27 protein-coding genes and 5 tRNA genes are annotated in these 24,241 nt (G+C 44.8%); 3 read left to right on the top strand and 29 right to left on the bottom strand.

What is annotated here, in order from left to right; all coding sequences use genetic code 11:
- Positions 1 to 9: 9 nt before the first annotated feature.
- The 11 genes from ACX1C1_RS14295 to ACX1C1_RS14245 all read right to left on the bottom strand — a co-directional run bounded on the left by ACX1C1_RS14295 (position 10) and on the right by ACX1C1_RS14245 (position 5,703).
- The gene (locus ACX1C1_RS14295) at positions 10 to 789 is read right to left on the bottom strand and encodes a YheC/YheD family protein (protein WP_458952858.1); all 780 of its coding nucleotides are present in this window, start codon (positions 787 to 789) and stop codon (positions 10 to 12) included.
- Between the two features lie 100 nt (positions 790 to 889).
- Positions 890 to 1,756, bottom strand: coding sequence for a protease modulator HflC (gene hflC / locus ACX1C1_RS14290; RefSeq protein WP_458952857.1), 867 nt, complete (start codon positions 1,754 to 1,756; stop codon positions 890 to 892).
- Positions 1,746 to 2,762, bottom strand: coding sequence for an FtsH protease activity modulator HflK (hflK, locus tag ACX1C1_RS14285; RefSeq protein WP_458952856.1), 1,017 nt, complete (start codon positions 2,760 to 2,762; stop codon positions 1,746 to 1,748). The genes hflC and hflK overlap by 11 nt, the downstream gene beginning before the upstream one ends.
- A 193-nt stretch (positions 2,763 to 2,955) precedes the next feature.
- Complete coding sequence (locus ACX1C1_RS14280; RefSeq protein WP_458952855.1) at positions 2,956 to 3,885, bottom strand: SPFH domain-containing protein; 930 nt, start codon at positions 3,883 to 3,885, stop codon at positions 2,956 to 2,958.
- A gap of 6 nt (positions 3,886 to 3,891) precedes the next feature.
- Entirely contained in the window at positions 3,892 to 4,320 is a 429-nt protein-coding gene (locus tag ACX1C1_RS14275) for an NfeD family protein (protein WP_458952854.1), read from the bottom strand.
- 178 nt (positions 4,321 to 4,498) lie between these two features.
- Positions 4,499 to 4,581, bottom strand: a tRNA-Leu gene (locus ACX1C1_RS14270).
- Between the two features lie 57 nt (positions 4,582 to 4,638).
- A tRNA-Lys gene (locus tag ACX1C1_RS14265) sits at positions 4,639 to 4,714 on the bottom strand.
- A gap of 48 nt (positions 4,715 to 4,762) precedes the next feature.
- Positions 4,763 to 4,837: transfer RNA gene (locus tag ACX1C1_RS14260), tRNA-Glu, on the bottom strand.
- Positions 4,838 to 5,015: 178 nt separating this feature from the next.
- A tRNA-Ser gene (locus ACX1C1_RS14255) sits at positions 5,016 to 5,106 on the bottom strand.
- A 6-nt stretch (positions 5,107 to 5,112) separates the two neighbouring features.
- Positions 5,113 to 5,188, bottom strand: a tRNA-Asn gene (locus ACX1C1_RS14250).
- Between the two features lie 35 nt (positions 5,189 to 5,223).
- Complete coding sequence (locus tag ACX1C1_RS14245) at positions 5,224 to 5,703, bottom strand: SprT family protein (protein ID WP_458952853.1); 480 nt, start codon at positions 5,701 to 5,703, stop codon at positions 5,224 to 5,226.
- A gap of 106 nt (positions 5,704 to 5,809) precedes the next feature.
- Between ACX1C1_RS14245 and ACX1C1_RS14240 the strand changes: the two genes are divergently transcribed.
- Entirely contained in the window at positions 5,810 to 6,172 is a 363-nt protein-coding gene (locus ACX1C1_RS14240) for a hydrolase/acyltransferase (protein ID WP_458952852.1), read from the top strand.
- Positions 6,173 to 6,262: 90 nt separating this feature from the next.
- Positions 6,263 to 6,406, top strand: a complete 144-nt coding sequence (cmpA, locus tag ACX1C1_RS14235) for a cortex morphogenetic protein CmpA (RefSeq protein ID WP_458952851.1) — start codon at positions 6,263 to 6,265, stop codon at positions 6,404 to 6,406.
- Positions 6,407 to 6,510: 104 nt separating this feature from the next.
- Here the strand turns inward: cmpA and ACX1C1_RS14230 are convergent, their stop codons facing one another.
- The 5 genes from ACX1C1_RS14230 to ACX1C1_RS14210 all read right to left on the bottom strand — a co-directional run bounded on the left by ACX1C1_RS14230 (position 6,511) and on the right by ACX1C1_RS14210 (position 11,635).
- Entirely contained in the window at positions 6,511 to 7,194 is a 684-nt protein-coding gene (locus ACX1C1_RS14230; RefSeq protein ID WP_458952850.1) for a nitroreductase family protein, read from the bottom strand.
- Positions 7,195 to 7,397: 203 nt separating this feature from the next.
- Entirely contained in the window at positions 7,398 to 9,629 is a 2,232-nt protein-coding gene (locus ACX1C1_RS14225) for a Tex family protein (protein ID WP_458957685.1), read from the bottom strand.
- Between the two features lie 134 nt (positions 9,630 to 9,763).
- The gene (locus tag ACX1C1_RS14220; RefSeq protein WP_458952849.1) at positions 9,764 to 10,408 is read right to left on the bottom strand and encodes an MBL fold metallo-hydrolase; all 645 of its coding nucleotides are present in this window, start codon (positions 10,406 to 10,408) and stop codon (positions 9,764 to 9,766) included.
- A gap of 3 nt (positions 10,409 to 10,411) precedes the next feature.
- The gene (locus tag ACX1C1_RS14215; protein ID WP_458952848.1) at positions 10,412 to 10,978 is read right to left on the bottom strand and encodes a thioredoxin family protein; all 567 of its coding nucleotides are present in this window, start codon (positions 10,976 to 10,978) and stop codon (positions 10,412 to 10,414) included.
- 48 nt (positions 10,979 to 11,026) lie between these two features.
- A complete protein-coding gene (locus ACX1C1_RS14210) occupies positions 11,027 to 11,635 on the bottom strand; it encodes a DedA family protein (protein WP_458952847.1) in 609 nt (202 codons plus the stop codon).
- A gap of 220 nt (positions 11,636 to 11,855) precedes the next feature.
- Here ACX1C1_RS14210 and ACX1C1_RS14205 point away from each other — a divergent pair, with 220 nt between their 5' ends.
- Positions 11,856 to 12,167, top strand: coding sequence for a dehydrogenase (locus ACX1C1_RS14205; RefSeq protein WP_458952846.1), 312 nt, complete (start codon positions 11,856 to 11,858; stop codon positions 12,165 to 12,167).
- 112 nt (positions 12,168 to 12,279) lie between these two features.
- Here the strand turns inward: ACX1C1_RS14205 and ACX1C1_RS14200 are convergent, their stop codons facing one another.
- The 13 genes from ACX1C1_RS14200 to ACX1C1_RS14140 form a co-directional block, all read right to left on the bottom strand.
- Positions 12,280 to 12,462: an H-type small acid-soluble spore protein gene (locus ACX1C1_RS14200; RefSeq protein WP_458952845.1), complete on the bottom strand. Its 183-nt coding sequence runs from the start codon at positions 12,460 to 12,462 to the stop codon at positions 12,280 to 12,282.
- 4 nt (positions 12,463 to 12,466) lie between these two features.
- Positions 12,467 to 12,655, bottom strand: a complete 189-nt coding sequence (locus ACX1C1_RS14195) for a hypothetical protein (protein WP_458957684.1) — start codon at positions 12,653 to 12,655, stop codon at positions 12,467 to 12,469.
- 106 nt (positions 12,656 to 12,761) lie between these two features.
- A complete protein-coding gene (gene cls / locus ACX1C1_RS14190; protein ID WP_458952844.1) occupies positions 12,762 to 14,168 on the bottom strand; it encodes a cardiolipin synthase in 1,407 nt (468 codons plus the stop codon).
- A 132-nt stretch (positions 14,169 to 14,300) separates the two neighbouring features.
- Positions 14,301 to 15,293 (bottom strand): glycosyltransferase family 2 protein, encoded by a 993-nt coding sequence (locus ACX1C1_RS14185; RefSeq protein WP_458952843.1) that lies wholly within the window; start codon positions 15,291 to 15,293, stop codon positions 14,301 to 14,303.
- Entirely contained in the window at positions 15,283 to 16,689 is a 1,407-nt protein-coding gene (locus tag ACX1C1_RS14180) for an undecaprenyl-phosphate glucose phosphotransferase (RefSeq protein WP_458952842.1), read from the bottom strand. The genes ACX1C1_RS14185 and ACX1C1_RS14180 overlap by 11 nt, the downstream gene beginning before the upstream one ends.
- Before the next feature lie 85 nt (positions 16,690 to 16,774).
- Complete coding sequence (locus ACX1C1_RS14175) at positions 16,775 to 17,707, bottom strand: glycosyltransferase family 2 protein (protein WP_458952841.1); 933 nt, start codon at positions 17,705 to 17,707, stop codon at positions 16,775 to 16,777.
- A 29-nt stretch (positions 17,708 to 17,736) separates the two neighbouring features.
- Positions 17,737 to 18,594, bottom strand: a complete 858-nt coding sequence (gene rfbD / locus ACX1C1_RS14170; RefSeq protein WP_458952840.1) for a dTDP-4-dehydrorhamnose reductase — start codon at positions 18,592 to 18,594, stop codon at positions 17,737 to 17,739.
- An 18-nt stretch (positions 18,595 to 18,612) separates the two neighbouring features.
- Entirely contained in the window at positions 18,613 to 19,623 is a 1,011-nt protein-coding gene (gene rfbB, locus ACX1C1_RS14165; RefSeq protein ID WP_458952839.1) for a dTDP-glucose 4,6-dehydratase, read from the bottom strand.
- Positions 19,624 to 19,632: 9 nt separating this feature from the next.
- Positions 19,633 to 20,190, bottom strand: a complete 558-nt coding sequence (rfbC, locus tag ACX1C1_RS14160; RefSeq protein ID WP_458952838.1) for a dTDP-4-dehydrorhamnose 3,5-epimerase — start codon at positions 20,188 to 20,190, stop codon at positions 19,633 to 19,635.
- Between the two features lie 15 nt (positions 20,191 to 20,205).
- Positions 20,206 to 20,949: a sugar phosphate nucleotidyltransferase gene (locus tag ACX1C1_RS14155; protein WP_458952837.1), complete on the bottom strand. Its 744-nt coding sequence runs from the start codon at positions 20,947 to 20,949 to the stop codon at positions 20,206 to 20,208.
- 365 nt (positions 20,950 to 21,314) lie between these two features.
- Complete coding sequence (locus ACX1C1_RS14150; protein WP_458952836.1) at positions 21,315 to 21,689, bottom strand: DUF2304 domain-containing protein; 375 nt, start codon at positions 21,687 to 21,689, stop codon at positions 21,315 to 21,317.
- A 26-nt stretch (positions 21,690 to 21,715) separates the two neighbouring features.
- Positions 21,716 to 22,396 carry a glycosyltransferase family 2 protein gene (locus tag ACX1C1_RS14145; protein WP_458957683.1) on the bottom strand — a complete coding sequence of 227 codons (681 nt, stop codon included), beginning with the start codon at positions 22,394 to 22,396 and terminating at the stop codon, positions 21,716 to 21,718.
- 12 nt (positions 22,397 to 22,408) lie between these two features.
- Positions 22,409 to 24,217 (bottom strand): glycosyltransferase family 39 protein, encoded by a 1,809-nt coding sequence (locus ACX1C1_RS14140; protein ID WP_458952835.1) that lies wholly within the window; start codon positions 24,215 to 24,217, stop codon positions 22,409 to 22,411.
- Positions 24,218 to 24,241 lie beyond the last annotated feature (24 nt).

Genomic DNA, 24,241 nt, shown 5'->3' with positions numbered 1-24,241 from the left:
TTTTACTATTTATTTGGCGCTATAACGTCCATAGGATGCTGCATATTCCTTCATACGTTCGTACGCCTTGCGGTCGATAGACTTCATCGGATGAAATTGCGGATGATTCGAATTTACTTCCAGCACCCACAATCGTCCGCTCCTGTCTCTCGCGAAGTCGATTCCCATCTCGCGCATTCCTGACTTTCGTGCGCTTAATGTCTCGGCTATGCTGATCGCAGCTGTTCGAAGCTGCCTCTCTCTTGCAGCTCCGGCTCCTGCACGAAGTCCTAGACGATCATGCAGCTTGCGAAGCGTTAATACGCTGCCGCCTTGATAAAAATTGGTAACAATCTTGCCAGCGCCTCCGATTTTGGCCGAATCCCCCGTACATGTCCATTGACCACCTGGCTTGCGCTGCACCATTACCCGAATATCATACGGTCTTCCATCCAATTTATCTAATGAAATGGCCTGCTGGATAATGAGCTTCTCCGAGTTATGGGAGTGTAAATAACGATACACACCGTCGATCGTATTAAACTTTCTAGTCCTTTGCGATCGGTTTGTCGTTTCTTTAAGTGAGTATCCAGCAGCTGTTCTCTCAAGCTTGCGAATGCCAATGCCAAGTGATCCTACATCCGGTTTAATATACAACGAACCATATCTGTCGATCATCCATTTCATATTGGCAAGACCAAACGAAACCGTCTCCGGCACGTAAAGGCGAGTCGCTGCATCACTTTCCAGGTAACGACATACCTTGAGCTTCCCTCTAATTCTGCTGCTTGCGTATCTTCTCTTAGACAATAGATTCACCTCTATACTAGGATATGAGGTGAATCTACGATGGATTGTACGAACAACTATAGAGTTAGCGTATTTTTACTAGACTTACGACTATTGCACACTATTGCCCTAACAAGATCTTCGCGTAAGGAGAATCGATCGGCATCATGATAACCGGCTGGTTCTTCATTGTCACAATATAACTTTCGAGTGTCCGGTACAAATTATAGAACTGTGGATCCTTGCCATACGCTTGGTTATAAATAATGGCTGCTTCCTTCTCGCCTTCCGCGACAATCTTCTTGGCGTCAGCTTCGGCTTGAGCAAGCAGCTCACTTGCCGTCCGATCCGCCTTTGATGTCATTTTGCGGGACTCTTCATCACCTTCGGACAAGTAACGGGCTGCAATCGACTGCCTGTCAGAAATCATGCGGTTGTATACGCTTTGTTTGTTGCCTTCTGGCAAATCAGTACGCTTTATTCGAACATCTACGATTTCGATACCGTAATCATCTCTTTGCAACGCGCTTATTACATCATTCGTGATTTCATCGTTGATATTGCCGCGTGCTGTATTTTCACTGATGATGCCGTCATACTCCACCTCGGACAGCTTACGTCTTACGGAGTTATAAACGGCCTCATCGATCCGCTGCGTTCCTCCGCTCACATTGTGCACCGTCTTGATAAACTTTTCCGGATCAACGATACGCCAGATTGTGTAGTTATCGACTATGATCGGCTTCTTATCCTTCGTCAAAATTTGTCCAGGATTACTTTCGAATGTCATTTGGTATTTCGGAAGCGATGTTGTGTTTTCGATAAATGGAACTTTAAAATTTAGTCCGGGAGCCTTAACCGTCCGGACAGCTTCTCCAAACCGCAGCACAACTTTGTATTCGCCTTCCCTTACGATGAACATGGAGCCTGCACCGATGATTAATATTACAATCGCAGCCGCAATGATCGCCCAATATTTAGTTTTCATCTTCCGTTCCCTCCTTGCGCAGAAGCTCGTTAAGCGGCAAATAGTTCACCGTGTCGCCATCGCCATTCGTGATAAAGATCTGCGCATTCGGCAATATCTTCTCCAGCGTCTCCAAGATAAGACGGTTCTGTGTCACGCTTGGATTCCCTACATATTCACTATAGATCGCGTTAAATTTCGCAACGTCACCTTCAGCGTTCAGGATACGCGACTTCTTCTCCGCTTCCGCCTGCTCTAATAACGCCTGCGCGTTACCTCTCGCCTGCGGAATCGTTTCATTCTCGTATTTCATCGCAACGTTGATTTTCGTATTTTTTTCTTCCCTTGCATTCGTTACAGCTCTAAATGCTTCTTCAACCTCGCCGCCTGGCGGCTCGATATCCTGGAACTTCAAGTCGATGATCTGAATGCCCGTCTCGTATTTGCCTTGAAGATCGATCAGTTTCTCACGCACCAAATCCTGAATGGCTGTCTTGCCATCCGTTATCGCGTAATCCAGCTTCTGTGCACCGATGACGGAACGAATAGATGCGCTCGCTGAATTGCGAAGGAACTGCTCCGGATCACTAATATTGTGCAAATAATCGCGGATATTGCTTATCTTCCATGTCACCACTGCATCAGCGGACACGATATTCTCGTCACCCGTAATCATCATCGCTTCGTCTTCTATCGGAGTCACCGTATTGCCATTCTCACGGTAGCCGATTGTAATCCGCTGTGTTAACTCAGCAGGAACGATACGAACTTCCTGAATCGGACTAGGCCATTTAAAGTGAAGGCCAGACCCCGTTTCGTGTGTGTATTTGCCAAATGTCAGTACGGCTGCCCGTTCTTGCTCTTGTACCGTGTAAAACGAAGTTGAACCCACATAAAATAATACAATAGCCGCTGCAATACCGATCACAATGTTTCTTACTGTACCCGGCTTCATCTCCGGAGGCTTACGATCCGGATTGTGTTGTGGCTGCGCGCCGCCGCCAGGCTCTTGATTCATGAAACTCATTCGACCTTCTCCCCTCATATCCTGATTGTCATAGGAGTTAGTACGGCTAACATCCCGATTGGTCACACTTTTTTAAGGTTCATTTAAGAATTAATAGTTCTTTAGCCGTAAATCTCATAGAAAAAAGCCGACCCCTATGCAGGAGACATGCTCCGGCACACAGATCGGCTCCTTAATCGAAGTTGCGATTATTTTATTTTTTGTTTTCTTTAAGCATCTCGCCGATCGCACCGATACTGCCCAATGTCTCGACCGCTCTCGTAGGTATAAAGACTTTGTTCGCTGGACCCTTCGCGATCTCGCCAAGCGCCTCAAGCGAGCGGTAAGTTAACACCTGCTCATCAAGACCGGCTGCACGAAGCATCTCGATTCGGCTTTTCTCTGCTTCTGCAATCGAATGAATTGCCTTCGCTTCACCTAATGCTTCCAGCTCTTGTGCTTGGCGTTGGCCTTCCGCTTGACGGATACGTGCTTCCTTCTCGCCCTCAGCCTTCAGAATTTTACTTTGCTTGTCGCCTTCCGCACGCAGAATCATATCCTGTTTCGCAGCTTCGGCTTCCAGTACCATGGCGCGCTTGCTACGCTCCGCCTTCATTTGTTTATCCATCGCATCCTGAATATCGGTTGGAGGCTGGATGTCGATTACCTCAACACGCTCGATCCGAACGCCCCACTTCTCCGTTGCTTCATCGAGTGCGATACGGATATCGGTCGATATTTTCTCCCTGCCAGACAATGTCTCATCTAGCTCCATCTTACCGATAATCTGACGCATAGTTGCCGTACTAATGTTGCGCACACCATATACGTAATCAGAGATACCATAAGTGGCTTGCTCGGGACCCGTTACTTGGTAGAAGATGATCGTATCGATCTTAACCTGAACGTTATCCTTAGTAATAACCGTTTGCGGCGGCACATTGGCTTGTTGAATACGAAGATCATGATACGTGCGAACATGGTCGATAATAGGAATCAGAATATTGATACCAGGCGTCAGCAATCTGCTGAATTTGCCTAGTCGCTCCACAACCCCAACCCTTTGCTGTGGAATAATCTTAACGGATAATGCGATGAATACGACTGCCAACACAACAACGATGATCGTTACAATTAATGTCATTGATATTTACCCTCCCCATTTATTTACTTGCAAGAACGCGCTTCCTCTGCTGACGACGATTATGGACTCGCCTTTGATGATACTCTCCTCAGAAGTCGCACTCCAAGTTTCACTGCCAACCTTAACAATACCAGGAGCATCGGGACGAATATCCTCCAATACCGTTCCCTGCATACCCACAAGCTCATCTACTGCATCTTTAAAACCTTTGCCGATTTGCATGCGCCGCGTAAGAGGCTTTGTAAAGATCGTAAGGATCAGCGCGACGATGCTGCCGATAATAACTTGCAACAGCAGTGCGTCAGGCGCAATCACATCAACCAGAGCGGCAGCAAGCGCTCCAATGCCCAGCCATAGCAGGTAAAACGTTAAAGTCAGCATTTCGATGACGATGAGTATTCCCGCGGCAATCAACCAGATCAACCACCAGTCCATTTCAGGACACCCCCTCTTCAGTCATAATGTATTCGTTCTCGACTACTCAAAGACCTCTTTCTGTCCCAGAGAAAATGTCGAATGTTGTATTTGATTCCTACTTCTACGTCAATCCAGTACATTCGTTCCATTATTGAACAGGAAAAAAGCCCTTGAATTACAAGGACTTTTCTTTGGATGCGGTAGAGAGGACTCGAACCTCCACGGGTATACACCCACTACCCCCTCAAGATAGCGTGTCTGCCATTCCACCACTACCGCACATATTAAGTTAATAACGACCCCTGCATGCCAGCATCTTCGAGGGTTGAAGAAAACTGGTGAGCCATGAAGGACTCGAACCTTCGACACCCTGATTAAAAGTCAGGTGCTCTACCAACTGAGCTAATGGCTCCCATGAACGGAAACGACTCCACACAAGAGCTGCTTCATAAGAGGATGATGGTGACCCGTAGGGGATTCGAACCCCTGTTACCTCCGTGAAAGGGAGGTGTCTTAACCCCTTGACCAACGGGCCACATGTAACAAAAATTTAATGCCGCTAATTTGACGACAAAATGTATTCTACCATCTTGTCCATAACATTGCAAGCATTATTACACTTCATGTGTGATTTGAAATTCATCGAGCAAAAGAAAAAGACCGATTCGACTTCGGCCCCTCGTTTCGTGCGATGAGTCCTTCAGTAAATATGGTGGCGGAGAAGGAGGGATTCGAACCCTCGCACCACTTACGCAGTCTAACCCCTTAGCAGAGGGTCCCCTTGAGCCACTTGGGTACTTCTCCATGAACTGGCTCCCCGAACAGGACTCGAACCTGTGACAACTCGATTAACAGTCGAGTGCTCTACCAACTGAGCTATCAGGGAACAACAAAATTTCAACAGTGACAAGTAATAATTTATCACGGCGTAAAGGAGTTGTCAAGCGCTATCAAACTTAATTTTCCGCGGCATTTGCCACAAGCATATCTAGCCGGATCCAGCTTGCGTTTTCGCAAATATTCCATCCCGCAGCTCTTGCAAATTAACTTGTAACGAAATGCAATCGCAGACCGCTCTTTTCGTTCCGGCAATGACTGGCAGTATCTAGAGCCTCCTACATGAGCAAGCAACGTTTTGAAATCGTGATCACGGTGCCGATAACCTCGCTTCATGATATGTAGGTGATAATGGCATAACTCGTGTTTAATTATTTTCTCCGTCTCTTCTTCCCCATATGCGGCAAGCTGATGAGGACTAATTTCGATATTGTGACTCTGGGTGAAATAACGTCCACCGGTCGCTTTCAATCGGCCATTAAACATGGCTTTATGCTGGAACGGTCGTCCAAAACTTGTGAGGGATATCTGCTCAACCCATCGCTGTAACATGTCGTTATCCATTCGCTCCTCCTCCTTGACTACTTGAATTTTAACGCGCCAATAGGCTACACTGTCAAGTAGGAACGCTGCATAAGCGGCATCAGACCGAGGGGAGTACACTAAAGTTATGGCTATTATGCGATATGTGTTATTGAAACAAGAAGCGACGATCAGCTTCGTAGAGATGCCTGCGTCACACGCTTACCAACTGAGTGCGCTGAATCTGAGACTGCACAAAGAAATCGACAAACTGACGGCAGAACAAGTACCCTCATTACCCTACGCGGTAGCAGAATGCGATAATGTGGATCTGCACGATACTTCCATTAAAGTGGTTTCTGGCCTGGACTACTTAAACTCGCTTGAACAAGATTTCGCCCAAGTACAGGAGAAGTCTTATCCCCTCATTTCACTGCTGACAGAAATTCGCGCTTTGCAAGCACAACTGGAACAATGGTATGAGGAATACGAAGAAGATCAGTTGGGCTAATCAAACCTGAATTCTGTGGGACCTGCACGGATATTCGCCTATTGCATAAGGTAATAGTACAACAGGCGAGACCGGGAGGAGGACGATGCGATGCCGCAGTGGCTATGTAATCAACTGATGCGCGCATTCCAACAGAAGGACCGCAGGCAGATCAAGCTGCTTAATGACTGCTGGTATTTCTATCGTACGAAACAAGGACATAAGGAACACGGTACTGGAACGGTCATCCAATAGGCTATGATTGATCCATAGAAGCACGAACATCAATAGACCCGCCCCCTCTCAACCGAGAGTGGCCGGGTCTATTTTAATTAGGCTACATTCGCCCGAAATTTGAATTAGTCCATTTTACCATTAAAAGATACGATACGATCGATCGGCAGTCGAGTTGTTGGATGACCTTTCGCTACGGCCTTGCCAATTGGCAGCATCAATGTTGGCAGGTAACGGTCGGATATGCCAAGCAATGCCTTCGCCTGATCTGCATTGTAACCGCCCATTGGAACAGTATCATATCCTTTGGCATGTGCTGTCAGCATAAGCTGCATTGCAATTAGGCCAGTGTCGAAAGCGACAAGCTCACGCAGCTTTCCTTCAGGCAGCGAAGCATACATGTTGGAATAGTTTGTAACCATGTTCTTTTTGGTCTCTTCATTCATAAAACCAGCTTCCACAGAGGCGCTGTAAATTTCTTCTGCCAACGTGTACATCTGGAGGTCTGCCATCACAATGACAATTGCGGAAGCTTCACCCACTTGGCTTTGATTAAAAGCGATCGGCACAAGTTTTTGTTTCAGCTCTTCATCTGTTACAACCATGAAACGCCATGGCTGCATATTGGCAGATGATGGTGCTTTTGCAGCTATTTGAATCATCTCGAGTAGATCTTCATCCGAAATGCGGACACTGCTGTCATATTTGCGAACAGAACGTCGACCTTCTAACACTTCGAAAAAAGAAGCTTCTTCATTTGTTTTAAGCGATGTCTGTACGTTCACTTTGGAATCGATAATTTGAGTCATGGTTAATTCCTCCTATGTGCTCTCTCTAATTCGTAACTGTAACTCGATAATTTACAGTATAGTTGGCGATCGTACTTTTGTCAATTAACTAACTTTTGGTTACAAGATTTTATTTTATTCTTAAATTAAAAACAGTTCGTACGTGTTTGTCGACACATACGAACTGTTTATAAACGATCTATTTGCAGGTGTTCGGCTGCATGTTAGTCCGGCTTGCGCATCGTGAGTCCGACTCTTCCCTTCTTGAGATCCACGTTCAGAACCCACACCGTCACGATATCTCCAACCGAGACAATATCCATTGGATGTTTAACAAACTTGTTGCTTAGCTGTGAGATATGAACAAGCCCATCATTTTTGATACCGATATCCACAAATGCTCCAAAATCGATTACGTTGCGCACCGTACCCTGCAGTTCCATCCCTGGTGACAGGTCCTCTAGCTGCAGTACATTGGTACTAAAGATCGGAGGCGGAAGCTCCTCACGAGGATCACGTCCAGGGCGCAGAAGGCTCTCTACGATGTCTCGCAGTGTAGGAGTGCCTACACCGAGCTGCACAGCCAGAGCGGCAATATCGACCGCTTGGAGCGCGCTCTTCGTCTCTTCGCTGCCTACATCCTTAAGAGCAATACCCAGCTCGCTGAACAACTTGTCCACGATGGTATACGATTCTGGATGGATCGGAGTACGATCCAGCGGATTCGCTGCATCCGGGATACGGAGGAAACCGATACACTGCTCATAGGATTTCGCTCCTAGGCGAGGTACCTTCTGAAGCTGAGAACGTTTCGCGAAACGACCGATTTCTTCACGATATTTCACGATATTTTTGGCGATGGTCCCGTTAACGCCTGCCACATAAGACAACAGCGACGCCGAGGCCGTATTAACATCAACACCGACATGGTTAACCGCTGACTCAACTACACCGCCAAGCGATTCGTCAAGTCGCTTCTGGCTGACATCATGCTGATATTGCCCGACGCCTATCGCTTTGGGTTCGATCTTTACCAGCTCTGCCAGCGGATCCTGGAGGCGTCTCGCGATTGATACCGCACTACGCTCCGCTACGTCAAGAGAAGGAAACTCATCAGCAGCCACCTTGGATGCCGAGTAGACGCTTGCCCCCGCTTCGCTTACGATAATATATTGAATCACCGCACCGCCATCACTTTTTCGCTTGCCAATTAGCGTTGCAATAAATTGCTCCGTCTCACGTGAAGCCGTGCCATTGCCTATAACGATAAGCTCTACTTTATATTTGTCAATAAGTCCATTGATCAGCTTCTCTGCCTCAGCCACCTTGTTATTGGGCGGAGTCGGATACGTCACCGCCACCTCTAGCAGCTTTCCTGTGTCATCAATGACCGCGAGCTTGCAGCCCGTACGGAACGCCGGATCAACACCTAATACGATATGCCCGCGAACAGGCGGCTGGAGTAATAAATTACGCAGATTGGCCGAAAAAATCGTGATGGCATGTTCTTCAGCTTTCTCTGTTAGTTCATTACGCACCTCGCGCTCAATGGATGGCGCGATCAAGCGTTTGTATGCATCCTCGATTACCGTCGACAAGAGCGCTGCTACCTGTGCCGCTGTGCCCCCTCGAAGCAGCTTTCGCCGCATATGCTCATGAATTCGATCGACAGGCGTATCAAGCGTTATCCGCAGCACCTCTTCGCGTTCTCCACGATTAATAGCCAATACGCGGTGCGGCGGGAGCTTCCTGACAGGCTCTTGGTAATTGTAGTACATTTCGTAGACGGATTCTTCATCTGCCTTCTTCACTTCTGAACGTAGAAGAGATTGTTCCGTAGTGAATTTGCGGATCCAAGAACGAATCGACGCGTCATCCGCGATATTCTCGGCAATAATGTCCATTGCCCCTTGCAGCGCTTCCTCTGGCGTTGCGACACTTTTTTCCGGATTCACGTATCGTTTGGCTTCAAGCATCGGATCGCCTTGCCTAGGCTGCGACCATAACCAATCCGCCAGCGGCTCCAAGCCACGCTCCTTGGCCACACTAGCTCTTGTCTTACGTTTCTGCCGAAATGGACGGTACAAATCTTCAACTTCCTGCAATTTGGTCGCTGCTACAATGGAATTCCTTAGGACGTCCGTAAGTTTACCTTGCTCGTCGATCAGTCGAATCACTTCACGCTTACGATCCTCGAGATTACGCATATAAGCCAGCTTCTCTTCAATGGAACGCAGCTCGTTTTCATCCAACTCGCCAGTCATCTCTTTGCGATACCGCGCAATAAATGGAATGGTGTTTCCTTCATCCAGCAAGGCAACTGCCGATTTCACCTTGCTTGCAGGCAATGAAAGTGATTCAGCAATTACGGAGATCAGACGTTTGTTCTCTGCTGATTTCTCCTCATCCGTCAACTTCGTATTAGCACTTGTTTCTTCGATTGACGTGTTTGACATTCCTTTAGCCCAATCTGCCACTGACGCACGCTCCATCCTTCATATCGATGACGAGGCTGCCCCGCGCCTTGCTTATGGCGGTGAGACAGCCTCCGAAAGTTTAATCTATTGCAGCATAAGCTGCAGTCCAGCCCTTAACCCGTGTAAGGGTTATTCGCTTTCTCAAAGCCTATCGTCGTTCTTGCCCCATGACCCGGATATACAATAACCTCCGGATTAAGCTTATATAACTTCGTTTGAATGGAATCGTACAAATCCCGTTCGCGTCCGCCCGGCAAATCCGTGCGACCGACAGAAAGCTTGAACAGGACATCGCCCGAGAATAGATGATTGCCGCATAAGAAGCTAACACTTCCTGGCGAATGGCCTGGCGTATGCATCACTTGGAACGTATGACCGATCAGCTCCAGTTTTTGCCCTTCTGCAAGCTCGTATTCGGCCGGATCCGTCGACAAGGGAGGTGTGACATCCTGCCAGCGCATAGAACCGTTCTTGCGCGGATCCGTCAGCCAATCCGCCTCTTGATCATGAATATAAACCGGGCAGCCTGCGGACTTGCGCACATCATCTACTCCACCCATATGGTCGAAGTGGGCATGTGTTAATAAAATTGCCTCGATCTTCGTATTCGCGATCCGATCTAGCAATCGTTTAGGGTTCATTCCGGGATCGATGATGATTCCCCGCTCTTGAGCTTCATCTTGTTTCACCGTAAGCAAATAACAATTCGTCTGAATCGGACCTAGTGAAAATGTCTCAACCTTGAATGTTACTGCCATCGCTTAGATGCTCTCCAGCAGAGCGCGCAGTTCTTGAATTACTTCCGACTGATATGCCGGTCCATCGCCATAACGTTTCAATATTTCTTGACGTGTTGCTGTCAGATTATCTTGGTAATCAGCCGCTTCACGATCCGTATTGTTTTGCTTGAAAGCCACCATCGGCTCCTGAATACGACTAGGACGTGGTCCCCATTGTCCTAATACGGCTCCGCTATTATCCGCGAAGATCACGATCGGAATCGATCGACCGCCCATCGTCAGAAACTGATCCATCGTATCGAGATGCTCTTCCATGATCAGTACTTCAACCTTCATTCCGGATGCTTCCAGCGCTTTGAAAACGGCAGGCACGTTACGTACGACGTCTCCGCACCAATCTGCCATCAAGATGAGGCAGCGAACATTATCGCGATTATTCAAGGATTCGAACCACTCACGGTCTTCGTTAGACGGCCAACTGAATTGCTCCAGCCATCCTTCGAACGTCTCTTTATTCTTCGTCATACCGTCAATGAATTGCTGTGGAGTAATCCCAGTGCCTAACTTGTCTGTCACACTCTTGCTCATATGTATCCCTCTCCTCGATCACAGATGTTATAGCTGACATGATTATACTTAAAACTTCTTAGCCCTACGAATGTACATATAAAGGACAACCAGTACCGCTAATGCAATAATGGCATATACGATATTGGAGTATACGTCCATGAACTCGACGATCTCTGTCCAATTGCCACCAACCGCCGTCCCGACGGATACAAGTATCGTATTCCAGATCAGCGTGCCTATCGTCGTGAAGAACAAGAACGGTACAACTTTCATGCCCGACATGCCTGCTGGCAACGAAATTAAGCTTCGGATCAGCGGAACCATGCGGCAAAGCAGCACTGCCCAATACCCATATTTGTCAAACCAAGCATCTGCCTTGCGGACATCTTCTTTTTTGACACGAATGACTTTACCCCAGCGGTCGATAATACGCTCGAGCCGTTCGACTCCAAGAAGTCTGCCGATAACATACAAGATAATTGCTCCGATCAACGACCCTAGTGTTGCAACCATGATGACGCCAACAGGAGTCAGCTTCGTATACGTCGTCATAAAACCGCCGAACGTCAGGATCACTTCGGACGGGATCGGGGGGAACAGGTTCTCAAGGGCAATCATCATCAGAATGCCAAAGTAACCGTATTGTTCCATAAAGTCGGTAATCCAGCTCTCCATCTTCACCCTCCACTTCGCTTATCGCATACTTACGCAACATTCCACAAACTGCTACCTCTGTTATTCTATCATATAGCGCGAGAAGGCTTCCACCCTCGCGCAATCAGGTTTGCGTGGATTGCGCCATCTAGAGTCCTCGCGCAAAGTTTCGTTGCGTCCAACACATGTGTCCATCGGGCATCCGCCTGCATACGTTGTGTGTGAGAGGAGTCGGTCACCTATGAAAGCTAACGCGCAAAAACATGCTTCCGGCTTGCCGTCTGCACGCAAAATCCGAAGATCATGCAGCAACGAGCTGTATCGTACAGTCAAACGTATGAAGGTATATATCCCAAAAGATAAGATGGACCAAGCAGAAAACTTGTATTTCAAGAAAGTAGCTCATCACTTGTTATGGATCGTTGAGCATAAGGATAACCGAAAAGCACAAGCGAATTGGTGGGCGGAGAACGTTAGCGAAGAAATCGCGGCTTTATGGGAAGTCGACCGCGACAAGTTATGTGAAGCCTTTCGCGTTGCGTATGGAGGGTAGCGGAGAAACAACCTCGAGATGTAGGATGAAAGCCCAATGGTCGTTGGTGTTGCCACGAGCCATGGGCTTCTTTTTGAGCTTTACAAGTTACATGGGCTTGTAGGCAGAAGGATTAACGGCTCTCCTGCAAACGGTCAGCGGACACCGTCTTGGTGTTCACTGGATTGTTGCCGACTGTCACGGTCACCATCCCGTTAGCGTCATCGACATTTTCGATCCAGACAGAATCGCCTTCCAGCTGTACAGCAATCGTATCTTTAGATTCATAAATTTGCTTCGCTCTCGCTGTTTCCATATCGTCACTTGGCTCCTTCGTCATGCTCGTTCATATTGTCCGTTGTCGACTCGGCGATAAGGCCATTGTGCATCGTTACATTGCCCCCGCCTAGCCCTTCGTTGACCATGCGATCAATATCCATATCGTAGGCGTCGCGTCCTTCATAATGCGGCTCGGCCGCTTGCACATGCTGCTGCTCGGCAGCCTCCATTTTGTTCTGTTCGGTCATTGCAGCTTCCTCCTTCGGATGATGGCAATACGGCAAGTAGCCTTGAGCAAAATATGCCCCTTCTCGCCCCTATTCATACGAAAATCAGCTACAACAGAGGCGACAACAAATGCATCAACATCTCTGCAGCCTTCTCCTTGACAGAACGATTGGCGAATTGTTCGGGATCCAGTTGCTCGCTATTCGCAACATCTTCCATAAAGTCATCCATCAACTGACCGACAGGTTCATCGCCTTCAATTAACGCCAAAACCTCGTAATTGCTATACAAACTTCGCATATCCAAATTCGCCGACCCAATGGATGCAATTCGCCCATCCATGATCATCACCTTTGCATGGATAAAGCCTTTGCCATATCGATATACCTTGACACCGGCCTCCAGCATATCCTGTATATAAGACAGTGTGGAGAGCAGTACGAGCTTAGAATCGCTAATTCCAGGGATAATTAATCTGACATCCAAGCCGCTTCTCGCTGCGATCCGAAGACTGCCTGCAATCATGGGATCGGGGATGAAATACGGCGTCGTTGCATAAATCGATTGTTTGGCATCTGACATCGCAACGAACAACGTTTCAGATATCTTTTGGTCGTGGATTCCCGGCTTGCCTGGAATCAATACAACTCGATCATTTGCCGAAACAGACGAATAATGACCACTTTTCTCACTGTGAATTGTTACATTCACATTGGTAGCACGATGCCAGTTTTCTGCGAAAATCCTTTCCAATTGGCCAACACACTCGCCTTCCAGTTTGAGATGGGAGTCGCGCCAATAACCGAGCTTGGGATCCAGTCCAAGATACTCATCTCCGATATTGATCCCCCCAAGGAAGCCGATTACACCGTCTATCACGGCGATTTTACGATGATTCCGAAAGTTCAACCTACGTTTAAACAGCGATTCGCTTGGAGGTGAGAAGCACGCATGATGGATACCGTATCGATCTAGCTCATCTAGAAAATATTGTTCCAAATGAAGACTTCCGATTCCGTCATAAAGAAGCCGCACTTCAATTCCTGCCTTAGCTCTTGAGGTCAACGCTTGTAGAAACTTCTTGCCAATTCCGTCGCCTCGAATGGTGTAATAATCCAAATAAACATAATGGTTTGCAGCGTGGATCGCATCCAATATTGCTGCAAATGTCGCTTCACCATTCGTCAGAACGACCGCTCGATTGTGATGTGTCGCAGGATAGGGGAGATGTTTGTTCACAAAAAGCTCCATCTTATCAGCTTCACCAGCGAGCAGAGTTTTCCGTGCGTGCTTGAACTTACTTCTCTTACATTCGGTATCATGTTTTATGCGAACCCGCACCAATCTTCGCCCGAGCAGCCAATAGGCCCCATAACCCAGAAACGGGCAAATCATTACAATACATAACCAAGCAACAAGGTGAGCCTGCCGCCGGTGCTCGAGCCACATCAAACTTATAAATTGAGCGACGTAAGCAAGAAGCGCCACAACAATCCACCACACTCCGGCAAACATACCCTCCACCCCTCTCATTGATATAGAGGTCGTAACGGCTAGTGTTCCTTACGAAGTGGGGGGATATACAGATGAACAGGGATAGAAAAAAGCCTAACCACCATAATACATCTTCTGGGGCAGGCTATAATATTAGTCTGAAAAGTTCTGACTGCTGGATTGCGTGTTAATATGATGCCAGATCCGCGGATGCATGCTAAGTTTTCGGACGATTCGCTTAGGGAGCTTATTAAAATGTAATCCAAGCTTATAACCCACTAATTTGGCAGCTGAATCCAAGATTAGTTTGGGTAATAGGTGAATATGTCCGCTTGCAATCAACGCCCTAGCTTGTTGCTTAACCAAACTGCTACCTGCAGCTCCAACGGCACTGTACATCGTAATCCATCGATTCATCTTCATAGATATACCATTATCAAAATATCGATTAAATTGTTGTCTTATAGAATAATTATGAGAATGTTTAACGATCGCCTCCGCTCTATAAGCGACGCGACGACCATCGAGAATACATTTGGCAGACATAAACAAATCTTCATTAAACATCACAGGCTCCTGAAATCCACCTTGTTGCACGAACACGGCTTTGGGGATTGCAGAGCATACATTAGAACAAAAAAAAGTTTTGATGCCGAATTGGTCTATGTCGGACATCTCCCGGATATACGATCTATCGGGATAATTATGTTCGCGAGTTAGCTTCTCCAGCAAAGTAGCGTCATCCTTCGGTAACTGTCTCGCATAAGCCATTACCGGCAATCCATCATCGCCCTCTGAATCCGAAAGTCCCATCGTCAATTGCTCGATTAATCGGTTATTTTGTGGCATCGCATCTTGTGTCATGAACATCAGTACATGTCCAGAGGCTGCTGCAGCAGCACGATTGCGTGTTCCTCCATGATCGAACTCTGTTTTTTTTACATTCATGATCTTTGCGCCAGCAGCCCTCGCGATATCTAGTGTTGCATCCGTCGACTCAGAATCGATCACAATGATTTCGAGCGGAGGCAACGTCTGCTCTTGCAGTCTTCGCAGCAACTCTCGCAACTGTTCTCCTGCGTTCAATGTCGGGATGATGACCGAAACCGAAATGTTCGGGATGCTTACATTGCTACTAGTATGCATTTCTGTTCATCAGGCCCTTCACAATCGTTTTGATAATAATCTTGATGTCGAAGATAAACGTCCAATTCTCGATGTAGAACAGATCGTGTCTGATCCTCTCCTGAATCGACGTATCTCCTCTTAAGCCATTCGCCTGCGCCCAACCTGTGATACCCGGTTTGATCTGGTGTTTGATCATATACTTCGGAATCTCATCCTTGAACTGATTGACGAAAAATGGACGTTCGGGACGCGGACCAACAACACTCATATCACCGATCAGCACATTAAAAAATTGTGGCAGCTCATCGAGACTCGTTCTACGTAAGAACGAACCGAATTTCGTTCTCCGAGGATCGTTTTCTACCGTCCATTGCGTATCGGCAACCCTATCTGATGACAACCTCATCGACCGAAACTTCAACATATTAAACGTCTTGCGATCCAGACCAATCCGTTCCTGCTTGAATAATATCGGTCCTGGAGATGTTAATTTGATTCCTAGCGCTACAATAAGCAATAGTGGTGATGTCAGAATAATAGCAACGAAAGCAAAAGCAATGTCAAACCATCTCTTCAATATTCGATTACTCAGAACATCAAGAGGTACGTCTCTTACATTAATGAGCGGAATTCCCGCAAAATTATCTAATATCGGTCTTGCCGGCAACAAATCAAAGAAATCCGGAATGATTAACGTTTTGACCCCAGCCTGCTCGCAAATTTGAATAATGGATGCATATTTCGTGTGTGCTTCTAGAGGGAGAGCCATAATCACTTCATCGATTGGATGTTTCGCCAGTAGACGTTCCAGATCGTCAAGACGACCGATTATCGGCTTTACACGCCGGTCACTCGTGGGATGATTAGTTAAATAGTCGTCGAGAAATCCGATAACCTCATAACCTAGCTCAGGATGATGATTTAAATTTTCATAGAAGTTCCTACCCACCGAGCCTGCTCCAAGTATCAGTACAAATCTTTTGTTGTAGCCTCTACGCCTTAGATTGGATAAGACCGACTTGACTCCGTATCTGTAACCGGCAATAGCCAGCATATTCATCGCAAAAAATAGAATCAGGAATTGCCTTGAAATATTTGTTTCGTTAGAGAAATAAAACAGGCCTAACAACCCTAAAAAGCTGATGAATTGGATTTGGAAGATTTTCAGCAAGTCATATGAAAAATGTTTACGTCGTTTGGGAGAATAAAATTGCAAATAAAAACCGACTAGAACAGCCGAAAAGGAATAGATCGTACCCCAAAGCAAATAAGATGAAAATGGCAAAGATTTCGTATTCGAAATCCATCCACTCTCGAATTTAATCCAATACGCGAGCAGAAAAACAAGCAAGGCGCACGCCAGATCGGAAAACATATACAGTTGAGTTAATAATCTTTGGTTTTGTCGAAGCATCGCTCCACATTCACCTACAATCTCTCATGATTCGACTCTAGTAATATTGTACCAAATGTGGTGATCAATTAGAATAAAAAGCTGCTTAGCGCTGATCTTGTTTCTCTTGAATGAGAGCCCGCTTCCTCAGCATATCGGGTAATAATCGTAATATTTTGTGCCAACTAGATAACAGATCCGGTTCACGGAATATGATGTATCCCAATTTCATGATTTCAAGTACCAGAATGACCGGAATCTGGATGAACGAACGAGGGCTCATTGATTCATTTTTAATTAGCAGAAAAAAACGATTGTTGTAGGAATGTTGACGTACGAATAGCGGAATCCCCGCTCTTCCACTCTTCTTCCATCCTCTTGCATGTATGGCGGTAGATCTAGGAACGTATATTGATTTCCAACCTAGAATTTGAGCCCGCCACGCAACGTCTACATCTTCTTTGTATGCAAAAAACTGCTCATCAAAAAACTCACCTTCAATCGATATATCCGCAACCATTCGTCTTGCATATAGAGATGCTGCTCCGGAAGTGCCGAAAATATAATCGGATTTTCCCCATCGGGCTCTATCTTCGCCTGCCCCTCGATCTCTTGCCTGACGGAGCAACCCCATCACAAGCCCGGTACTGTCAATCAACGCATGATCTGAACCAGACACCAGCATCCCCGTCGCGCTCCCTGCATTAGGATCGTTTTCTAGTTCATGAACAAGGCATTTGATGTAATCTTCATGGAGTTGTACATCTGGATTTAGTACAAGGACATAATCACTTTGAGAGGACATGATGGCTTGATTCTGACCACCCGCAAAACCGTTATTCATCTCATTTGCAATGATTACGAGATTATTTCTGCCGCTTTCTAAAGCTCTAATCTCATCCAGCGTATGATCTATAGATGCGTTATCTACGATTATGACAGAATCTATCGGATAGCTCTGCCTATAAACTGCCTCTAAACAAGTGCGGATATCCGAAGCGCTGTTGTACGTCACGATACTTACGCTAACTGTCGCCATGTTGACTCCTTTTAGAAAAGGCTGACTCTTCAAGAGTCAGCCTCAAGTTCATGTTTCAAATAATACCTAAGCGCCTCCTGCCAAGATCGCATTGGTGGCAGACCCGCTGCACGGATAGCGTGGTGACTAAATACCGAATATGCAGGTCGCTTTGCTGGTCGAGGAAATTGTTCGGTAGAACATGGTACAACTTCAACATCCATTTCCGAGAACTGAAAAATAGATTTGGCGAAATCGTACCAAGAACAGCTATCACTATTAGAGACATGAAACATGCCGTAGTTTTCGGTTTTCACTAATTGAAGCAGCAGGTTAGCCAGATCATAGGTATATGTAGGAGAACCCTGCTGATCGTTCACCACTTGCAGTTCTCGCTTCTCAGCCCCGATTCTAAGCATTGTTTTCACAAAATTGTTGCCGTAGCTTCCAAATACCCAAGATGTACGCACGATATAATGCCGATCGACAAGCTCTTGTACCGCGAGTTCACCTGCAAGCTTGGACTTTCCATATACGGATGTTGGATTGGTCATTGCATCTGTTTCGTAGGGAAGAGTTGCTTTCCCATCAATAACATAATCCGTACTTATATAACAGAGCTTTGCCCCCACGGCTTTCGCTGCCAAGGCTACATTTCTAGTGCCCCTGCTGTTAACGGCATATGCAGCCTCCGGATCGGCTTCCGCTAGATCTACTGCGGTGTATGCAGCACAATGGATGATGACTTCAGGCTGAATCCGCTGAAATACTGCCAGGCACTGCTCCTCATTAGTCACATCCAAATCTGAACGAGTTAGCGGGAAGAGCATGTTCTCAGGCTCTAGATGCGGCCATAAGGCAAGTTCTTTGCCCAATTGCCCTGCGGCCCCCGTAATTGCAATTCGCATTGCCAATTCTCTCCTTTGTTACAGCCTATGGCTGTACTGAGTATCGAAATAGGCTTGATATTCTCCGGAAAGAATTTGCTTCATCCATTCTTGGTTGCCAAGGTACCATGCGATTGTGGCACTAGTTCCGCTCTCATAATGATGTTTAGGCTCCCAACCTAGCTCATTACGAATCTTATCCGCATCGATAGCATATCGTCGATCATGACCTGGACGATCAGTGACATATTTAATCAGACTTTCAGGCTTACCTAGCTGAGACAATATGGTGCGAACGACTTGTTGATTGGTTCGTTCATTGCGACCGCCAACGTTATACACCTCACCACTTTTCCCGTTATGCAGGACAAGGTCGATAGCGCTGCAATGATCCTCTACATACAGCCAATCCCTTACATTCATGCCGTCTCCGTATACTGGCAGCGGCTTGTCCTGGAGCGCATTCTGGATCATTAGCGGTATGAGCTTCTCTGGGAATTGGAATGGACCATAATTGTTAGAACAACGCGTAATATTGACGTTCATACCATATGTTTCGTGATACGCACGCACGAGTAGATCGGATCCGGCTTTGCTGGCCGAATATGGGCTATTGGGCGCCAGTGGCGTCGATTCGGTAAACAAACCATTGTCTCCAAGCGTGCCGTATACTTCATCGGTTGAAACATGAACAAATTTGCCAACTTGGTATTGTTTGGATAGATCAAGCAGTACTTGAGTGCCAAGCACATTTGTCTTCACAAATACATTTGGCTGCAGAATGCTACGGTCAACATGAGACTCTGCGGCAAAATGGACGACAGTATCGATACCGGACATGAAATACGGCTCAAGCGCTTCACGATCCGTGATGTCTGCTTTAACGAACGTATATCTGGCGTGATTTTCAATAGTCTGGAGGTTAGCTAGATTGCCCGCATATGTTAATGCATCCACATTGATTAATGTATAATCCGGATATTGTTTAGCCATATATAGCAGAAAATTACTGCCGATAAATCCGGCTCCTCCTGTCACTAATAATTTCACGTGACTATCTCACCCTTCAAATTCGAAATTTATTTCTGCTTCATCTAATACAGGATGTTTGCTATCCTTATCGGATAATATTGGCTTTTCCGTTGGCCAATCTATTCCTAGTGCCGGGTCGTCCCATGCGATACCTCTATCATGCTGGGGCGAATATAAGGCATCAACCTTATATTGTACCTCCGTATTCGGGACGAGCGTACAAAAACCATGAGCGAATCCAGCAGGAACAAGCAGTTGTCGATAGTTATAGGCACTCAGTATGAAGCCTTGCCAATGACCGAATGTAGGCGAACCTTTACGAATATCCACCACAACATCATAAATGGCACCAGCCGTCACACGAACCAACTTCGTCTGAGCATGGGGATTTAATTGATAATGAAGACCTCGTATTACTCCAGCTTCAACTGATAAGGAATGGTTGTCCTGAACAAAGGTAGATGTGATCCCACTGGCCTTGGCCGTTTGATCATTGTAACTTTCAAGGAAAAATCCTCGATGATCACCGAAAACTTTAGGCTCAAGAAGCAGTAGATCCGGTATTGCAGTTCTCGTAACCTTCACTAGTCAAACACCCCCTTATTCTTTAAATTTGCCAAACTCTTCTCCAAATACGAGATCTTTGGCAAGCTCATTCGCTTTAGTTAGTGAAGCATGTGTACCGGCATCCGTCCACCAGCCTTGCAGAATATCATATGTCAATGTCCCTGCTGCTATATATGCATTGTTTACATCCGTAATTTCGAGTTCTCCACGACCAGAAGGTTTAAGTGTCTTAATCACTTCAAATACCTTGCTGTCGTACATATAAATTCCCGTTACCGCGAACGAGCTTTTGGGTGCTGCCGGCTTCTCTTCAATCGATATAATCTGCTGCCCTCGCAACTCGGGCACGCCATATCGCTGAGGATCATGAACTTCCTGGATTAGAATTTTCGCTCCAATCTCTTGGCTACGGAAGTTGTTTACATATTCGACGATCGAGTCCTCAAAAACATTATCGCCGAGTATAACAACCATTTGTTCACCATTTACGAAGTCCTTGGCGAGTCCAAGCGCTTGGGCTATTCCTCCTGCTTCGTCTTGAACTTTATAAGTAAGCTCTACTCCATACTCGTGACCACTACCTAACAAATTGACCACATCACCCATATGTTCTTTTCCTGTTACGATCAAAATATCCTGTATCTCTGCTTCTTTAAGCTTTGCGATAGAGTGAAAAATCATGGGATATTTGCCGACAGGTAACAAGTGCTTATTGGTAACTTTAGTTAATGGATAAAGGCGTGAGCCAGTCCCGCCGGCTAGAATGATACCTTTCATTACAACCTTCTCCCTCCATTATTTCGCAATAAAATAAACACCAATTAATATGATAGCGACACCAATTATTTTTTGAACTGAAATAAATTCATTAAACACAAAATGACCTGCAAACAGTCCAAAGACATAAGCCAAACTTTGTAAAGGATACAGAGTACTTAACGGCATCTTCGAAAGCAAGAATATCCAGATAAGCGTAGCTAACACATATAAAACGCCGCCAAACAAAAAATATGGAGAAAACAAAACACCTAAGACGGTAGAGAAATTGTAGTTCACCATTCCTCGAACCGAAAATTTCCAGAGTATTTGTCCCGTTGTTAGAAACAACACATTAATTAATATTAGTGCGTAGTTGAAATACATTATTTGTTCTCCATATAAGAAAGTTTAGCTTTCAGATCTATCAACTCTTGCTTGTAAATACCAAGCTCCTGAGATAGATTTTTAATTTTATTATGACTCGTAGATAATGCCAACGTTAAGTTAAACAATATGATCAGGATGAGAATAATAGATAGTAGAAAAAGTCCATTTACAGGCGTTTCGATTTCTAACAGATTCGATATCATTCCAACAATCTTTGGAAATATCGAAATCAAGACCACAACTGAACCTAAAAAAATCCAAAGCAGCGCATACTTCAAATCCAATTTATATCTTGAAATCATTCTTGTTATTCCTATTAAACCTATTAATGATGCCACGAACAACACAATTTGTAGCGTTACCGGTATCATATGTTTATCCTCTACTTTCGACTTTACTAAGCCCTAACCGCATCGATTACAACAGCAAAAGTTACTTTAATCATATAATGAGCCGATTTAAGCGATCGAATGGAAGATACTCCACCTAGCCGTTCTTTCATGATTACTGGCACTTCTTTTATTTTTAAACCCTTTCTTTTGACGAATACAATGGACTCCGGCTCTGGATAATCAGTTGGATAATTAGTTGCAAACATCTCGATCAATTTGCGATTGCAAGCTCTGAAACCAGAAGTCGGATCTGTAATTTTTTGTTTCATTAATACCTTTATTAAAAAACTGAAATACTTAATGCCTACTCTCCTTAACCAAGTAGACTGAAATCCGATTTTGTTGATATACCTGGATCCAATAACTAAATCCGCTTCCCCCTCCATAATCGGCTGAAGGAGCTCGGGTATGAACTTAGGATCATGTTGTCCGTCACCATCTACCTGAATGGCTATATCATAAGCATTTTTGTAGGCAAAGATATAACCCGTTTGCACGGCGCCTCCGATTCCAAGATTACAAGGCAAATCAATTACATTCACATTTTCCTGATGGCAAATTAAAGAAGTTCTGTCTTTGGAATGATCGTTGATAACAACGATTTCTACTGTGTTCAATGCCTTCAATTCAGTTAATAAACTTCGTATGTTATCTTCTTCGTTATACGCCGGTATAATGACAAGCACTTTCAAAGTCAATCACCTCAACTTCAAAGATGAAAAATCATATTTTTCAATTGTAATCTCATCGAATTTAAATGAACCACCTCTGAAAACAGCCGGTACGATCATAAGCGAGTTCACATTTTCTTCGATATAAATTTTTTGTTCTTTCTCGAATGGATTGATCGGAAAACGATACACACTATTCTCTGAAATCTCTTTCGTCTTATCCCCCGTCCAATAAACCGTCATATAGTCGAATAAGTAACCGCCTTGAATTTTAATATTAACCTCCGAAATGGTATTCAAGTTAGAAACGACTGGCTCGGAATCAATTAGTCTGATTATAATTGGTGCATCCACATTATTTTCAAACTTACCGTTACTTGTTTGGAGAGCATTTTCTATTGAAATAGATGATTCATCGTAACTTTTTTTAGAGTAAGGCATTCCACTCTCCAAGGATGTATGGCTTACTCCTGCAAATCGATTTAATCGATATTCTGACATTTCTAAGTTTATATTATAGGCAAACAAATAAACCGAATATATCAGGATAATAGAAAAAGGAATGGACAGCCCCAGATATGCTCTTCTAAACCATTTATTCATATAACCTTTGTAACCTGCCAGACCAATTTCATCTTGCTGTGTGCTTCTCGTTCGAAGAATCCATTTCAATAACGCGTCCAACAACACCGCAAAAAGAATAATTACGAAAGAGATCGAAGGATACACATATCTTGGAAGTCCGTGAAATGGCATGTTCATTAAAGTAAATGCAATTGGAAATGTGGAAATAAACAATATTTCCATTTTACTTTTGCGAATAAGAAAAGGAATCGCAATTACACAAGGTACAATAATGAATTGCTGTACGGCTAGGATTGGTCTGAACAAACTATAAGGATGTACAATATTCTCATCCCATATATCTCCCCACATGTACTGGAAGAACCCAAATATTCTCCATTTATAATACAAAATCGGATTAGCAGACACATTACTTTGTACGATATCTTCAAAGGAAGCTTGACTAGTTACCCCCATATTCAAAAAATAAGGAACAGCTCCCCAAATTTTTGGACTAAAGCCAGCATTCGAGAAAAAATAAAACTCATGAAGCGTGATGTAATTTCTAATCCACCACGGTATCATAAATAGCAAGACGATACCTGATAATGTTGCTAATTTCTTTATTGTGTGTTTTAGTTTTCCTCTATCATAGATTAATATAACAAGCAAAGATAAGATTACAAATGGAAACGCTAATGCTCTCACATGAGTAGCATACATTATAAATACAAATGACAAACACAATAATCTTAATTTATTCTCTTTCAAACCTTTCAAAAATAAGTATGCATATGCCAATAAAAGTGTAGAAAATAGTTGCTCCGTTAGCATTCGATCAATATTATAAATTAGACCTGGGTACAAAGAGGCAAGGAGCATAGCTATGATTATGAAAGGTTTTTTTATATTTAATAAAACTAGCAGCCTATAAATAAGATATAGAGAGATGATACTTAAAATTAATTGTGATACAAATACATATTTTGAAGCATGTCCAAAAACCGAATAAATAGCAGCTATATAAAAAGGATATCCCGGTTGTAGATTGGAAGCCGGTATAACCTCCCGCTCCCCGTTAAACATAGTACCATCAACTTCGAATGTTAATGCTCCATATTTTAATAAGTTTTCTGCGGCATAATGATAAACCATTTCGTCGTGCGGTTTAATTTGTCTATCTAAATCTACGATATGTATTCGAATAGCTGCCCCCAGCACGAAGATAACTATAATGGACAGATAATAGAACAGTAGCTTTTTTTTTAACATTGTGACCGCCTCACAGCTTCAGTT

It is taken from the genome of Paenibacillus sp. strain BS8-2 (genome assembly GCF_054483835.1).
This window is presented reverse-complemented; position numbering and strand designations above follow the sequence as displayed.